This is a genomic window from Streptomyces sp. NPDC046909, from assembly GCF_040644695.1.
Classification (GTDB): Bacteria; Actinomycetota; Actinomycetes; order Streptomycetales; family Streptomycetaceae; genus Streptomyces.
Window position 1 is genome coordinate 56,609 of record NZ_JBEYXC010000032.1, and the last position, 14,564, is coordinate 71,172.

The window sequence follows — 14,564 nt, forward strand, 5'->3', positions numbered from 1 at the left end:
CGGGTCACCATGGCTTACCTCGACCACGCAGCGACGACCCCGATGCTTCCCGAGGCGGTCGAGGCGCTCACCGCACAGCTGGCCGTCACCGGCAACGCCTCCTCCCTCCACGCATCCGGCCGCCGCGCGAGGCGCACCGTCGAGGAGGCCCGAGAGACCCTCGCCGAATCCCTCGGCGCCCGCCCCAGTGAGGTCGTCCTCACCTCCGGTGGTACCGAGGCCGACAACCTCGCCGTGAAGGGCCTGTACTGGTCCCGCCGCGACGCCGACCCGGCCCGCACCCGAGTCCTGGCGAGCCCCGTCGAGCACCACGCCGTCCTCGACGCCGTGCACTGGCTCGGCGAACACGAGGGCGCCACCGTCGAGTACCTCCCCGTCGACGCGTACGGCCGCGTCCACCCCGAGGCGCTCCGCGAGGCCATCGCCCGCGACCCCGACGACGTCGCCCTCGCCACCGTGATGTGGGCCAACAACGAGATCGGCACGGTCATGCCGGTCCGCGAACTGGCGGATGTGGCAAGGGAGTTCGGCGTCCCGCTGCACGCCGACGCGGTCCAGGCCTACGGCCAGGTCCCGGTCGACTTCGCCGCCTCGGGCCTCGCCGCGATGACGGTCTCCGGCCACAAGATCGGCGGCCCGTACGGCATCGGCGCACTCCTCCTCGGCCGTGAGTACACCCCCGTACCCGTTCTGCACGGTGGCGGCCAGGAGCGCCACGTCCGCTCCGGCACCCTCGACGTCCCCGCCGTCGCCTCCTTCGCCGTCGCCGGCCGCCTGGCCGCCGAACAGCGCGAGTGGTTCGCCCGAGAGATCGGCACCCTGCGCGACACCCTGGTCGAAGCGGTCCGTACGGCGGTCCCGGACGCGATCCTCGGCGGCGACCCCTCCTCGGCGGGCCGCCTCCCGGCCAACGCCCACTTCACCTTCCCGGGCTGCGAGGGCGATTCGCTCCTCCTGCTCCTGGACGCCCAGGGCATCGAGTGCTCCACCGGCTCCGCCTGCACCGCCGGTGTCGCCCAGCCCAGCCATGTCCTCCTCGCCACCGGCACCGACCCGGACCTCGCCCGCGGCACCCTCCGCTTCTCCCTCGGCCACACCTCCACCGAGGCCGACGTGGAGGCGGTCGCCAAGGCGATCGGCCCGGCGGTGGAACGGGCGCGGGCGGCGGGGCTGACGTAGGGCGCGGCGTTCCGTCGGCTGTAGCCGCGGGGCTGTCTTCTAGTGTCGACACTCGGCCTGAATGCATGGTGCACATGGTGAAATCGCGTCCAGCTGTCGACAGTTGACGGTCCGTTGGTCTACCTTCGGTGGGCGCCGCCGCCCCTGCTGTCGACAGAAGGCCGTCTCATGACCGTCGAGCCATCGCACGTACGTCGCGCCGCCGCTGCCGTACTCCTCCTCGTCGGCGCACTCACCGCGACCGTGCCCCCGGCCGCCGCCGACGGAAGTGAGTCCTGCGCGGGCTCTCCGACGTACACCCTCCTGGACACCTCGGCGGAGGCCTCCACCAACACCCGCCACGTCGTCGCCGCGGACCTGGACGGTGACGGCGCGCAGGACCTGGTCGCCGCGAACCTTGAAGCGGCTTCGGCGACCGTACTGCTCGGCAACGGTGACGGGACCTTCGCCGAGGGCACCTCCTACACCGTCGGCACCCGCCCGTACCAGACCGTGGCCGCCGACTTCGACGGCGACGGCAGCCCCGACCTCGCCACCGCCGACTTCGGCGGCGCCCAGGTCAGCGTGCTGCTCAATGAAGGTGACGGGACGTTCGGCGCGGCCTCCGCGATCGACGTCTCGGGCTCGCCGCGCGCGCTGGCCACGGGGGACCTCGACGGCGACGGCGCGGCCGACCTGGTGGTCGCCGAGCAGCAGACCAGCACCGTGCGGGTGCTGCTGGGCAACGGCGACGGCACCTTCGAGGACGCCGGCCAGACCGCCACGGGCAGCCAGCCCCACGGGGTCGTCATCGGCGACTACGACGGGGACGGCACGGCCGACGTGGCCACCGCCAGCGTCGGCAGCGCCGGGGTCAGCGTCCTGCTGGGAGACGGCACCGGCGCCCTCGGCGACTCCACCGAGTACGCCACCACCTCCCGCCTCTACTCCCTCGCCCAGGGCGACTTCGACGGCGACGGCGTCCTGGACCTGGCCACGGTGAGCAACGGCTCCAACGCCCTGGACGTGCTCCTCGGCGCGGGCGACGGGACTTTCGGTACGGCGACCACGTACGCCACCTCCGCGCTCCCCGTCGCGGTGGGCGCCGCCGACCTGGACGGCGACGGGATCAGCGACCTGCTGGTGTCCTCCCTGCGGGGCAACTCGGTCGCCCCGTACCTGGGCGTCGCGAGCGGACAACTCACCGCGCTCACCGAGGTGTCGGCGCCCGGCGCCTACGATGCGGCGGCATCCGACCTGGACGGCGACGGCGTACGAGATCTCGCGGTCGCGAACAGCACTGGGGGACAGGTCGATGTGTTCAAGGGCAGCTGCTAGCCCCCTCGGAGCCGCTGCTAGCCCTCCTCAGCAGGCTGCCGCCGGCACTTCCACTGCCGGCGGCAGCCGTCCCAAGGGGGCGGCGAGCGGGTACTGGCTAGCTCTCCGTGACCATGAGGGAGGCCATCATTCCCTCGTCCTCGTGCTGAAGCAGATGGCAGTGGAGCATGTACATGTACGTGTCGTCGGCGAAGTCGGTGAACTCCATCGCGATCACGATCGTGCCGCCGCCGACGACCTCGTAGGTGTCGCGCCAGCCGAGGTCGACCCCGGTGGGGGCCTCCCCGTTGACCGAGATCAACTGGTAGGGCACGTCATGCAGATGGAACGAGTGCTCCAGCTGACTGGCGTTGGTGATCGTCCAGACCTCCTTGGCGCCCAGCGTGGTGCTGATCATGGCCATGCTGGCCATGGTGAGACCGGCCGAACCGTTGATCTTCATGGTCGCGCCCGTGTTGCTGAGCGTGATGGTGCGGGCGGTGAAGCCGGTGGTGTCGTACCGGTCGATGGTGTTGAGAGTGCTCGGCAGGTCGTCCGGTGTGTCGGTGCCGCCCGCGCTGACCGTGAGGAAGTCGAAGGTGCCCGAACCGCCGCGGATCCAGCCGGTGGTGATCACGACCTGGAGGGTGACGTCCTCGGTGACGTCCATGACGAACTCGGCGCGGGAACCGGCCACCAGCCGGATGGTGGTGACCTCGGCGGCCTCCGTCAGATAGCCCTGCTCGGTGGCGATCTGGGTCAGGGTGCCGCCGTCGCTGCGCTGGATGGTGATGATGTCGGCGGGCGAGGCGTTCAGCGCCCGGAAGCGGTTGCGGGTCTTGGTGGCGGTGAAGCCGAGGGTCGTGTCGTCGACGTTGGTGCCGTTCACCAGGACCGGGAAGCTCAGGCCGCTGGTGAGGTACCCGGTCTGGTCGTACTTGATGTCACCGGCGCTGTCGACGGCCAGACACTGGAAGATCAGCGGGATGTCGTCGACGCCGTAGTCGCTGGGCAGGGCGGCGGAGGTGTCCGAGTCGTCCTCGACGATGATCATCCCCGCCAGGCCGTGGACCGCCTGCTTGGCCGTGGTGCCCAGGGCGTGCGGGTGGTACCAGAGGGTCTTGGCCTCGTCGAGGACCTCGAAGGTGGGCTCCCAGGTGGTCCCGGCGGAGAAGGCGTTCTGCGGGCCGCCGTCCATCTTCGGTGGGACATGCGCCCCATGGAAATGGACGGTGGTGTCCTCGTCGAGGTTGTTGGTGATGTCCAGCAGGACGGTGTCGCCCTTGGTCCACTTCATGGTCGGGCCGAGGAACGACTGGTTGTAGCCGGACGTCGTGCTGGAGACCCCGCTGAGCACCTCGGTCGTGCCGGTCTGCGTCGCCAGCGTGAACGTGGTCGTGCCGTCGGACGTGGTGCCCTCCAGCAGATCGGGGATGACCAGGGTGCCGTCCGCCGCGGCCGCCTTGCTGCGGACGCCCTCGGTCAGCAGGGAGAACGCGGCACCGGCCGCGCCGACCGCCCCCAGGCCGACCCCGGCCATCCCGCCGAGGAACTTCCGCCGGTGCAGGGCCTTCTTGCGCCCCCGGGTCTCCTTGGAGTGCTTGCCCTTCGCTTCCTGGCCGTCTCTCGCGTGCGCGTCCCTGTCGGGACCTGTGGTGTGTGTCATGCCCGTGGAGCTTTGGCCTGAGGCCTGTGCGAAGACTGAGGTGAAGTTGGGTGCGAGCCGGGAACCCTGTGGACCCTGAGAAAGGCCTTTCCCGCCCCAACTCCGTTGAAGAAAAGCCAAGTTGACGCAGCGCAGGTCAGCGTCGGAGCGCGGGACACATCGGACGGAGGCCCTTCACCGATTGTTCACGATAACGTGGGCATGTGACCTGCATCACACCGCGGCCGGGACCTCGCGTACGAGCTTCATGTACCGGTCCCAGTCCCAGTGCTTGCCCGGGTCGGTGTGGTCCGTCCCCGGCACCTCCACGTGCCCGATGATGTGCTCGCGGTCGACGGGTATGTCGTAGCGCGCGCAGATCCGCGCCGTGAGCCGCGCCGAGGCCGCGTACATCTCGTCCGTGAAGTCCTGCGGCCGGTCCACGAACCCCTCGTGCTCGATGCCGACACTGCGTTCGTTGTAGTCGCGGTTGCCCGCGTGGTACGCCACGTCCAACTCGCGGATCATCTGCGTGACATGGCCGTCCTTGCCGACGATGTAGTGCGCGGCCGCCTGGTGCCCCGGGTCCTGGAAAGCCTTCACCGCGCTGCCGAGACTGCCCTGGGTGACATGGATGATCACCATGTCTATGCCGTAGTCGTCGGGCCGGTCCGCGCGCCGCCAGTTCGCGTCGGAGGCCGCGACCCAGCGCGCCCCCGCGAAGTCGACCTCGCCCTCCTTGCGCGGCTTCTCCACCCCGGGCGTACGCCACCACAGCCGCGCCAGCTCGTCACGGGCCAGCACACCGGTGCCCACCGCGGCCGCCGCCCCGCCGATCAGCAGCGCCCGGCGCCCGATGCGCCGATCGCCGTCCTTGGATGCCTCTGTCGCCCCCATGTGATCGTCAACGGATACTCGTGGGCTCCGGTTCCCGCGTCCCCGTACCCTGGAGGAGTTATGACTCACTCCACGCAGCGCCCCCTCCGCGTCCTCGCCGCCATGTCCGGCGGCGTGGACTCCGCCGTCGCCGCCGCCCGCGCCGCGGAAGCCGGCCACGACGTGACCGGTGTCCACCTCGCCCTCTCGGCGAACCCGCAATCGTTCCGCACGGGCGCGCGTGGCTGTTGCACCATCGAGGACTCCCGCGACGCCCGCCGCGCGGCCGACGTCATCGGCATCCCGTTCTACGTCTGGGACCTCGCCGACCGCTTCCGCGAGGACGTCGTCGAGGACTTCGTCGCCGAGTACGAGGCCGGCCGCACCCCGAACCCCTGCCTGCGCTGCAACGAGAAGATCAAGTTCGCCGCCCTGCTCGACAAGGCCCTCGCGCTCGGCTTCGACGCGGTCTGCACCGGCCACTACGCCCAGGTGATCGTCCGCGAGGACGGCTCCCGCGAACTGCACCGCGCCTCCGACATGGCCAAGGACCAGTCGTACGTCCTCGGCGTCCTCGACGAGAAGCAGCTCGCGCACGCGCTCTTCCCGCTCGGCGACACGGTCACGACGAAGGACGAGATCCGCGCGGAGGCCGAGCACAGGGGCCTGGCGGTGGCGAAGAAGCCCGACTCGCACGACATCTGCTTCATCGCCGACGGCGACACCCAGGGCTTCCTCGCCAATCGGCTCGGCAAGGCCGAGGGCGACATCGTCGACGAGTCCGGCGCCAAGATCGGCACCCACGAGGGCGCGTACGGCTTCACCATCGGCCAGCGCAAGGGCCTGCGCATCGGCACCCCGGCCGCCGACGGCAAGCCGCGCTACGTCCTCGACATCTCCCCGGTCGACAACACGGTGACGGTCGGCCCGGCCGCCGCCCTGGACGTGACCGGCCTCCGCGCGATCAAGCCCCGCTGGTGCGGCACGGCCCCCGAGGGCCCCGGCACCTACACCGCCCAGCTCCGCGCCCACGGCGGCGAGACCGAGGTGACCGCGGAACTGGTGGACGGCGAGCTCCAGGTCTCCTTCACGGAGCCGGTGCGCGGGGTCGCCCCCGGCCAGGCGATCGTGCTGTACGACGGCACGCGCGTGGTGGGCTCGGCGACGATCGCGACGACCACGCGCGCGACGGCGGGCGTCACGGCGTGAAGTAGTCGGCTAGCACCGGGGCTAGGGCGTTCGGATCCACCATGTGGGTCTGGCCCGCCAGGTTCCGGTACGAGCCGTTCGGCGCCGACTCCGCGACCGCGCGCGTGGCCTCCTGAAGCCACTCGGGGCTCGCGCCGCCCGCGACGGCCAGTACGGGGACGGTGATCGAGGCCAGCCGTTCCCGGGGGATCAGGCCGTCGCCCATCACGGTGTTGTCGTAGGCGAGACTCGGTGCCGCGGCCTCCATGCCCGCCCACGCGGGGGACCGGCGGGCGCCCTGGATCATCCCGTCGGGCATGCCGGTGAGCCGCAGGAACAGCTCGACCGCGTCCCCGCGCCGCTCCTCGGCGAGCGCCGCGGTCAGGTTCTCGGTGTACTCGGCGCGCTCCTTGGCCCCGGCCTCGGAGAAGTCGGCGAACGGCGTCTCGTACACGGCGACCCGGCGCACCGGCAGCCCGCTCGCCGCCGCTTCGAGGACCAGCGCCCCGCCCGACGAGATGCCGAACAGACACGCCTCACCGCCCGCCGCCTCGATCAGCGCGGCGAGATCCTCGACCTCACGCTCCACCGCGTACGGGGCCGTGTCACCGCTCTCGCCACGGCCCCGGCGGTCGTAGGTGAGCACCTTGAAGCGGTCCGACAGGGGCACGGCCAGCGGTGCCAGCGTGCCGCCCGTCGACATCGCGCCGCTCACGAGAACGACGGCGGGGCCCTCACCGGTGCTTTCGTAGGCGAGGGGCGTGCCGTCGCGGGAAAGAGTCTTCTTGTCCATGCCTGTGGAGACTCCCACGGGCCGTGGAACTAATCGGTGACGCGGGGACCTAATCGGTGACTTCGACCTCGTAGAAGCAGAGGTGGTCCTTGATCTGGGCGACGTCCGGCTTGGGGTCGGGGTACGACCACACCAGGTCGGCCGCGTCAGGGAGCGACCAGTAGGACGCGGTTCCCTTGAAGGGGCAGTAGGTGTGGGTCTCGGAGGGGGTCAGGAGGTCCAGGCGTACGTCCTCGGCGGGGAGGTAGTAGCGGACGGGACAGCCCGTCTCCCTGAGGACCAGCGGGCGTTCGCTCTCCGCCAGGATCTGGTCGCCGTGCACCACGCGCACGTGCCGGTCGCCTTGCTCGATGGTGATCGTGTGTCCTTCGGCCATACCGGAAGAGCGCTCGCGGACCCCGGGTTCTTCCCGCGTACGGTGAGCCCATGAATATCTGCGTCTTCCTCTCCGCCGCCGACCTCGACGACCGCTACACGCGCCCCGCGCGGGAGTTCGCGGAACTCCTCGGCAAGGGCGGGCACACGCTGGTGTGGGGAGGCTCGGACGTCGGCCTGATGAAGGTCGTCGCGGACGGCGTGCACGAGGCGGGCGGCCGGCTGGTCGGTGTCTCCGTGGAGTTCCTCGCCGCCAAGGTCCGTCCCGGCGTGGACGAGATGGTGATCGCCAAGGACCTCGCCGAGCGCAAGCGGCTGCTCGTGGAGAAGGCCGACGCCGTGGTGATCATGGTGGGCGGTACCGGGACGCTCGACGAGGCCACCGAGATCCTGGAGCTGAAGAAGCACGGCCACACGGACAAGCCGGTGGTGCTGCTCAACACCGCGGGCTTCTACGACGGTCTGAAGGAGCAGTTCCGGCGGATGGAGGACGAGGGCTTCCTGCCCGTCCCCCTGACCGACCTGGTGTTCTTCGCGGAGGAGCCGGTGGGGGCGCTGGCCTACATCGAGGAGAGCCAGGGCGTCGAGTGAGCGTCGGCTGATGCGACGATGACGGGCATGGCTACTCATGTGATCACCGGGGCGGGCTCCGGCATCGGCGCGGCCGTCGCCCGTCGCCTCCACGCGCGCGGGGACGAACTCGTGCTCCACGCGCGCGACGCGGCCCGCGCGAAGGATCTGGCGGCGGAGTTCCCCGGCGCGAGGACGCTCGTCGGCGACCTGGCGGACCCGGACAAGCTGTCCTGGGCCTTCTCCCACCAGTCGCTTCCCGACCGGGTCGACTCGCTGCTGCACATCGCGGGCGTGGTCGACCTGGGCCCGGTGGGCGACCTGACCCCCAAGTCCTGGCGCCACCAGCTCAACGTCAACCTGATCTCCCCGGCCGAGCTGACCCGGCACTTCCTGCCCCAACTCCGGGTCGCGCAGGGCCACGTGGTGTTCGTGAACTCCGGCGCCGGACTGAACGCCCACGCCGACTGGTCCGCGTACGCCGCCTCCAAGCACGGCCTCAAGGCCCTGGCCGACTCCCTGCGCCACGAGGAGCACGCCAACGGCGTCCGCGTCACCTCGGTCTACCCCGGCCGCACCGCCAGCCCGATGCAGGCGAAGGTCCACCAGCAGGAGGGCAAGGAGTACGACGCCTCGAAGTGGATCGACCCCGAGTCGGTGGCGACGGCCATCCTGACCGCCCTCGACCTGCCCAGGGACGCGGAGATCAACGACCTGACGGTCCGGCCGGGGCGCTGACCCCGGCCGGGTGTTCCGTAGGCTTCCGGGGTGAGTGAAAACAGCCAGTTCACCTTCGCCTCCGCCACCGGCATCGGCTCCCTCCCCGGCGGCGACGCCAGGGAGGCCGCCAGGACGGCCACCGGCTCCTTCGAGGACTTCCCGTTCCTGCCCGAGCTGCCCGCGCGCGGACCCGGCGCGGACATGATCGGGCGGACCGCCGGGATGCTCGTCGAGGTGTTCGCGCGCGTGGAACCCAGCGGATGGCGGATCGGCGACCGGCCGGGCCGGGACACCAAGCGGGCCAGGTCATGGCTCGGCGAAGACCTCGACGCGCTGGAGGAGTTCACCCAGGGGTACGAGGGTCAGCTGAAGGTGCAGGCCGTCGGCCCCTGGACGCTGGCCGCCGCGCTGGAGCTCAGGAACGGCGAGTCGGCGCTCTCCGACCCCGGCGCCTGCCGCGACCTCGCCGCATCCCTCGCCGAGGGACTGCGCGAGCATCTCGCGGAGGTGCGGCGCCGCGTACCCGGCGCCCAGCTCGTCCTCCAGCTCGACGAGCCCTCCCTCATCGCCGTGCTCCGCGGACAGGTGAAGACCGCCAGCGGCTACCGCACCCACCGCGCCGCCGACCGGCAGGTCGTCGAGGCGGCCCTCCGCGACGTCGTCGGGGTTCACGGCGGCGGCCCCGTCCTGGTCCACTCGTGCGCACCGGACGTCCCGTTCGCCCTCCTGCGCCGGGCGGGCGCGACGGCGATCTCCTTCGACTTCGGCCTTCTCACCGAGCGTGACGACGACGCGATCGGCGAGGCGGTGGAAGGCGGCACCCGGCTCTTCGCCGGTGTCGTGGCGGGCACGGACGGCCCATTGTCAGACCCTGCCGGTAGCGTCATGGGTGTCAGGACGTTGTGGCGCAGGCTGGGGCTGCATCCGGGGCTGCTCGCGGAGGCGGTCACGGTCACTCCGGCGTGCGGACTCGCGGGGGCCTCCCCGAGTTACGCGCGCAAGGCTCTCGCCCACTGCGTCCAGGCGGCGAGATCCCTCGCGGACAACCCAGAGTAACGGGAGGACAACACGGTGGCCGGCGACAAGCAAGCGGAGACGACGGTGCCCGCCGAGGCACGGGAGCAGCACGCGAAGCTCGCTGAGCAGATCGAGGAGCACCGCTTCCGGTACTACGTGAACGACGCTCCGGTCATCAGCGACGCGGACTTCGACAAGCTCCTGCGGTCCCTGGAGGCGCTGGAGGAGGAGTACGGCGAGCTGCGGACGCCGGACTCGCCGACCCAGAAGGTCGCGGGTGCGTACGAGACGGAGTTCACCTCCGTCGAGCACCGCTCCCGCATGCTCTCCCTCGACAACGCCTTCAGCGACGAGGAGTTGGCGGCCTGGGCCGAGCGCGTCGCCAAGGACGTCGGCACCTCCGACTACCACCTCCTGTGCGAGCTCAAGGTCGACGGCCTCGCGGTCAACCTGACGTACGAGCAGGGCCGCCTCGTCCGCGCGGCGACCCGCGGCGACGGCCGCACCGGCGAGGACATCACGCCCAACGTCCGCACCATCGCGGAGATCCCGGACCGCCTCACCGGCGACAAGGTCCCCGACCTCGTGGAGATCCGCGGCGAGGTCTACTTCCCGATGGAGAAGTTCGAGGAGCTCAACGCCCGCCTGGTCGAGGCCGGCGACAAGCCCTTTGCCAACCCGCGCAACGCGGCGGCGGGTTCGCTGCGCCAGAAGGACCCGCGCGTCACCGCCACCCGCCCCCTCCACATGGTCGTGCACGGCATCGGCGCCCTGGAGGGCTTCGACGGCATGACCCGCCTCTCCCAGGCCTACGACCTCCTCAAGACCTGGGGGCTGCCCACCGCCCAGCACAACAAGGTGGTCGACGGACTCGACGGGGTACGGGAGTTCATCGCGTACTTCGGGGAGAACCGGCACTCGGTGGAGCATGAGATCGACGGGGCGGTGGTGAAGCTCGACGAGATCCCCCTCCAGGGCCGCCTCGGCTCCACCTCCCGCGCCCCGCGCTGGGCGATCGCATACAAATACGCGCCCGAAGAGGTCAACACCAAGCTCATCAACATCCGCGTCGGCGTGGGCCGTACGGGTCGCGTCACCCCCTACGCCCAGGTCGAGCCGGTCACCGTCGCGGGCTCCGAGGTCGAGTTCGCGACCCTGCACAACCAGGACGTCGTCAAGGCGAAGGGCGTCCTGATCGGCGACACCGTGGTGCTGCGCAAGGCCGGTGATGTCATCCCCGAGATCCTCGGCCCGGTCGTCGACCTGCGGGACGGCAGCGAGCGCGAGTTCGTGATGCCGGCCGAGTGCCCCGAGTGCGGTACGGCGTTGCGGCCCATGAAGGAGGGAGACGTCGATCTGCGCTGCCCCAACGCGCAGACCTGCCCGGCCCAGTTGCGCGAGCGCCTCTTCTACCTCGCGGGCCGCAAGTCGCTGGACATCGAGCACTTCGGGTACGTCGCCGCCGCGGCCCTGACCAAGCCGCTGGAGCCGGCCGAGCCGCCGCTGGTCGACGAGGGCGACCTGTTCGACCTCACCATCGAGCAGTTGCTGCCGATCAAGGCGTACGTCCTCGACCAGGACAGCGGCCTGCCCAAGCGGGACCCGAAGACCGGCGAGGAGAAGATCGCCACGGTCTTCGCCAACCAGCAGGGCGAACCGAAGAAGAACGCGGTCTCCATGCTGGAGAACATCGCGGCGGCCAAGGAGCGTCCGCTCGCCCGGGTCCTCACCGGCCTGTCGATCCGGCATGTCGGGCCCGTCGCGGCCGAGGCGCTGGCCCGTGAGTTCCGCTCGATCGAGCGCATCGAGCAGGCGACGGAGGAGGAGCTCGCGGGCACCGACGGGGTCGGCGGGATCATCGCGAAGTCCCTCAAGGAGTGGTTCGCCGAGGAGTGGCACCAGGAGATCCTCCGCAAGTGGCGGGCCGCCGGTGTCCGTATGGAGGAGGAGGGCTCCGGCGAGGACGAGGGCCCCCGCCCCCTCGAAGGCCTCACCGTCGTGGTCACCGGCACCCTGGAGCGCTTCACCCGTGACGGCGCCAAGGAGGCGCTGCAAACTCGGGGCGCGAAAGTGACCGGTTCTGTTTCGAAGAAGACGTCTTTCGTCGTTGTGGGTGACAATCCTGGTTCGAAGTACGACAAGGCGATGCAGCTGAAGGTTCCGGTTCTGAACGAGGACGGGTTCGACGTCCTGCTGGAACAGGGCCCCGACGCGGCCGCCGAAGTCGCACTTCCCATCGAGGAGTAGGACGGAGTAGCGGTTGAAGGCCACCCGATCGGCGCATACCAGATGCATACGGGTGGCCGGGGCGCATTCGGGCAACCGTCGACGACCGCTGCCCGTGGAAGCCTTCTGCGGCCTACTGTTGAGATGTGCGCCTGCCGTGCCCAGCTGCGGTCGGGGCATCCCCTTTGTTCTCCGAGGGCCCTTCGAGAACAAGGGGGAAGGTTTTCCAACGCGGCGCCGTAGAGGGTTTGTCGGGCAACAGGCCGCGTGGCGTGGGCACCGCCGGCTGTGAGAGGGACGGGAATGGAACCGACCGGGAGCGCCGCCCCTGACTCACGGCTGCGCCGGCTCACCGGCGCCCTGCGGGGGAGCCGCCGGCCGCCCCGGCCCACCGGTCCGGGCGACGAGGGGCGCGCCCCGGGACCGTACTCCGCGCCGGCCGACCGCACCGCCGTACAGCTCACCGCGACGCACCCGCAGGCACTGCCGGGCTCCGGGCCCGAACGGCATCTGTCCTGGCCCGCGTTGCCCACCGCGGTGGTCGCGGCGGCCGGGTTCGTGCTCGGCGCCGGGTTCTACCGGGCGTTCACCGGCGGCCACGCGCTCTTCCCGTCCGGCACCGTCGGCTGGTCCCTCGCCGTGCTGACCGGCGTCATCGTCGGCCACCTGGTCGCGCTCGGCCGCGCCCGCTGGTGGGGCGGCACCGGCTCCGGCGCCGCCCTCACCCTCGCCGTGCTGATGCTGTACGGCTGGGTGCCGGCCGGCATGGTCAGCCTCACCGTCGTCGTCCTGGTCGGCATAGCCAGGCGTCACCGCTGGCGGCAGGGCGTCCTGCACGGCGCGGTGGACATCCTCGGCATCGGCGCCGGCGCCCTGGTGCTCGCCGCGTTCGGCCGCATCCCCTCCGTCGAGGCCCCCTGGAACCCCGACACCTGGACCGTCTACACCGCCCCCGAGGTACTCCTCGTCGCGGCCGCCTACCTCGCGGTCACCCGCACGCTCCTCTGGTATCTGCACGCCCCGCGCACCGGCGGCCTGCCCACCGTCGCCCGCACCGCCCTCCTCAGACAGGGCCTGGTCGCGGTCGCGCTGCTCGGCATCGCCCCGCTGGTCTGTGTCGTCGCGGTCGCCAAGCCGGTGCTGCTGCCCCTGTTCTCCATCCCGCTCATCGCCCTCGACTCCACCCTGTGGATAGCCCGGGCCCGGGCGGAGGAGCAGCTGCGCGATCCGCTGACCGGGCTGCCCAACCGCCAGTGGCTCCTCGAACGCATATGGACCGCCCTGGACGACGCCGAGCGCATCGGCGCCCGGTCCGCCCTGATGCTCATCGACCTCGACCGCTTCCGGTCGGTCAACGACACCCTGGGCCACCTGGCCGGCGACCGGCTGCTCCTCCAGATAGCCGACCGGCTGCAACGAGCCCTGCCGCGCGGAGCGGAGGCCGCACGGCTCGGCGGTGACGAGTTCGCCGTCTTACTGCCGGTCGCCGACTCCACGACCTCCGCGACCCGCGTCGCCCGCAACCTCGTCGCGGCCCTCAGCTCCCCGCTCGACCTCGACGGGCTCACCCTCGTCCTGGAGGCCAGCGCGGGAGTCGCCGTCTTCCCCGACCACGCGCTCGACGCGGAGGGGCTGCTGCGGCGGGCGGACGTGGCGATGTACCAGGCGAAGCGGGACCGTACGGGGGTGGAGGTGTACGAGTCCAAGCGGGACTCCAACACCCCGGACCGCCTCGGCCTGCTCGGTGACCTGCGGCGCGCGCTCGATGCGCACGAGGTCGAGCTGCACTACCAGCCCAAGGTCCGCTTCGACGGACAGGTGGCGGGCCTGGAGGCCCTGGTCCGCTGGGTGCATCCCGAGCGCGGGAAGGTGCCGCCGGACGAGTTCATCGCCATCGCCGAGTCCTCCGGGCTGATGCCGCACCTCACGGAGTACGTCCTCGACACCGCCCTCGGCCAGGTCGCCATCTGGCGCGCCCAGGGCCTGCACGTCCCGGTCGCGGTCAACGTCTCCCCGCGCGACGTCCACACCCCCGGCTTCGCCGGCTCGGTCGCCGCGCGACTGGCCCGGCACGGCGTCCCCGCGGGCTCGCTCCAGCTGGAGATAACGGAACACGTGCTCCTGGAGGACCCGCAGCGCGCCGCGGACACCCTCGCCGGGCTGACAGGGCACGGCGTGAAGATGTCCCTCGACGACTTCGGCACGGGCTACTCCTCCCTCGTCCACCTCCGCCGCCTCCCCGTCAGCGAACTGAAGATCGACCGCTCGTTCGTGGCGAGGCTGGCCGTGGACACCGAGGACGCGGAGATCGTGCGGTGCACGGTGGACCTCGCCCATTCCCTGGGCCTGCTGGTCGTCGCGGAGGGCGTGGAGGACGACGAGACCTGGGAGCGGCTGCGGGATCTGGGCTGTGACGCGGTACAGGGTTGGCTGGTCGCCGCTGCGATGCCGGCCGAGGAGACGACGGCGTGGCTGCGGGCAAGGGGTTCCAGGGGCTGGCAGCGCCCGCGCGCAGCGCTGCCGGCGGCCGCGGCCGACGAGTAGGGCTTTTCCTCGCCCCCGCCGCCCCTACCCGTCCCATCACTGGGGGCTGCCGCCCCCAGACCCCCGCTTCGGCCCTGAAGGGGCCTCGTCCTCAAACGCCGGACGGGCTGAAAAACCCAGCCCCTCCGGCGTTTG

General features: G+C 71.2%; 12 protein-coding genes. 8 read left to right on the forward strand and 4 right to left on the reverse strand.

Translation table 11 applies throughout. From position 1 onward, the window contains the following. Nucleotides 1–9: 9 nt before the first annotated feature. Both ABZ928_RS51695 and ABZ928_RS51700 read left to right on the forward strand, forming a co-directional pair. A complete protein-coding gene (locus ABZ928_RS51695; RefSeq protein WP_361536503.1) occupies nt 10–1,179 on the forward strand; it encodes a cysteine desulfurase family protein in 1,170 nt (389 codons plus the stop codon). Between the two features lie 168 nt (nt 1,180–1,347). Beyond that, a complete protein-coding gene (locus ABZ928_RS51700; RefSeq protein ID WP_361536505.1) occupies nt 1,348–2,496 on the forward strand; it encodes a VCBS repeat-containing protein in 1,149 nt (382 codons plus the stop codon). Nucleotides 2,497–2,593: 97 nt separating this feature from the next. Here ABZ928_RS51700 and ABZ928_RS51705 read toward each other — a convergent pair whose 3' ends face one another. Both ABZ928_RS51705 and ABZ928_RS51710 read right to left on the reverse strand, forming a co-directional pair. Further along, nucleotides 2,594–4,141, reverse strand: coding sequence for a multicopper oxidase domain-containing protein (locus ABZ928_RS51705; RefSeq protein WP_361536507.1), 1,548 nt, complete (start codon nt 4,139–4,141; stop codon nt 2,594–2,596). Between the two features lie 213 nt (nt 4,142–4,354). Further along, nucleotides 4,355–5,017 carry an N-acetylmuramoyl-L-alanine amidase gene (locus ABZ928_RS51710; protein WP_361536509.1) on the reverse strand — a complete coding sequence of 221 codons (663 nt, stop codon included), beginning with the start codon at nt 5,015–5,017 and terminating at the stop codon, nt 4,355–4,357. Between the two features lie 60 nt (nt 5,018–5,077). On the opposite strand from ABZ928_RS51710, the gene mnmA reads away from it, so the two are divergent. Next, on the forward strand, nt 5,078–6,205 hold the full coding sequence (mnmA, locus tag ABZ928_RS51715; protein ID WP_361536511.1) for a tRNA 2-thiouridine(34) synthase MnmA: 1,128 nt from the start codon (nt 5,078–5,080) through the stop codon (nt 6,203–6,205). Here mnmA and ABZ928_RS51720 read toward each other — a convergent pair. Both ABZ928_RS51720 and ABZ928_RS51725 read right to left on the reverse strand, forming a co-directional pair. Then, on the reverse strand, nt 6,195–6,977 hold the full coding sequence (locus tag ABZ928_RS51720; RefSeq protein ID WP_361536513.1) for an alpha/beta hydrolase: 783 nt from the start codon (nt 6,975–6,977) through the stop codon (nt 6,195–6,197). The genes mnmA and ABZ928_RS51720 overlap by 11 nt on opposite strands. 49 nt (nt 6,978–7,026) lie before the next feature. Next, a complete protein-coding gene (locus ABZ928_RS51725; protein ID WP_361536515.1) occupies nt 7,027–7,353 on the reverse strand; it encodes a DUF427 domain-containing protein in 327 nt (108 codons plus the stop codon). Between the two features lie 50 nt (nt 7,354–7,403). On the opposite strand from ABZ928_RS51725, the gene ABZ928_RS51730 reads away from it, so the two are divergent. The 5 genes from ABZ928_RS51730 (at nt 7,404) to ABZ928_RS51750 (ending at nt 14,429) form a co-directional block, all read left to right on the forward strand. After that, the gene (locus ABZ928_RS51730; protein WP_361536517.1) at nt 7,404–7,943 is read left to right on the forward strand and encodes a TIGR00730 family Rossman fold protein; all 540 of its coding nucleotides are present in this window, start codon (nt 7,404–7,406) and stop codon (nt 7,941–7,943) included. An 18-nt stretch (nt 7,944–7,961) separates the two neighbouring features. Further along, on the forward strand, nt 7,962–8,660 hold the full coding sequence (locus tag ABZ928_RS51735) for an SDR family oxidoreductase (RefSeq protein ID WP_361536519.1): 699 nt from the start codon (nt 7,962–7,964) through the stop codon (nt 8,658–8,660). A 30-nt stretch (nt 8,661–8,690) separates the two neighbouring features. After that, nucleotides 8,691–9,698, forward strand: a complete 1,008-nt coding sequence (locus ABZ928_RS51740; protein WP_361536521.1) for a methionine synthase — start codon at nt 8,691–8,693, stop codon at nt 9,696–9,698. A gap of 15 nt (nt 9,699–9,713) precedes the next feature. Then, nucleotides 9,714–11,906 carry an NAD-dependent DNA ligase LigA gene (gene ligA, locus ABZ928_RS51745; RefSeq protein WP_361536523.1) on the forward strand — a complete coding sequence of 731 codons (2,193 nt, stop codon included), beginning with the start codon at nt 9,714–9,716 and terminating at the stop codon, nt 11,904–11,906. A 282-nt stretch (nt 11,907–12,188) separates the two neighbouring features. Then, nucleotides 12,189–14,429: an EAL domain-containing protein gene (locus tag ABZ928_RS51750; protein ID WP_361536525.1), complete on the forward strand. Its 2,241-nt coding sequence runs from the start codon at nt 12,189–12,191 to the stop codon at nt 14,427–14,429. The last annotated feature ends 135 nt before the right edge of the window (nt 14,430–14,564 follow it).

Bases quoted from the DNA above. Each gene is read 5' to 3' on its own strand.
- ABZ928_RS51700 (WP_361536505.1), top strand. From the start codon at position 1,348: ATGACCGTCGAGCCATCGCACGTACGTCGCGCCGCCGCTGCCGTACTC.
- ABZ928_RS51730 (WP_361536517.1), top strand. From the start codon at position 7,404: ATGAATATCTGCGTCTTCCTCTCCGCCGCCGACCTCGACGACCGCTAC.
- mnmA (WP_361536511.1), top strand. From the start codon at position 5,078: ATGACTCACTCCACGCAGCGCCCCCTCCGCGTCCTCGCCGCCATGTCC.
- ABZ928_RS51750 (WP_361536525.1), top strand. From the start codon at position 12,189: ATGGAACCGACCGGGAGCGCCGCCCCTGACTCACGGCTGCGCCGGCTC.
- ABZ928_RS51720 (WP_361536513.1), bottom strand. From the start codon at position 6,977: ATGGACAAGAAGACTCTTTCCCGCGACGGCACGCCCCTCGCCTACGAA.
- ABZ928_RS51710 (WP_361536509.1), bottom strand. From the start codon at position 5,017: ATGGGGGCGACAGAGGCATCCAAGGACGGCGATCGGCGCATCGGGCGC.
- ABZ928_RS51725 (WP_361536515.1), bottom strand. From the start codon at position 7,353: ATGGCCGAAGGACACACGATCACCATCGAGCAAGGCGACCGGCACGTG.
- ABZ928_RS51735 (WP_361536519.1), top strand. From the start codon at position 7,962: ATGACGGGCATGGCTACTCATGTGATCACCGGGGCGGGCTCCGGCATC.
- ABZ928_RS51705 (WP_361536507.1), bottom strand. From the start codon at position 4,141: ATGACACACACCACAGGTCCCGACAGGGACGCGCACGCGAGAGACGGC.
- ABZ928_RS51695 (WP_361536503.1), top strand. From the start codon at position 10: ATGGCTTACCTCGACCACGCAGCGACGACCCCGATGCTTCCCGAGGCG.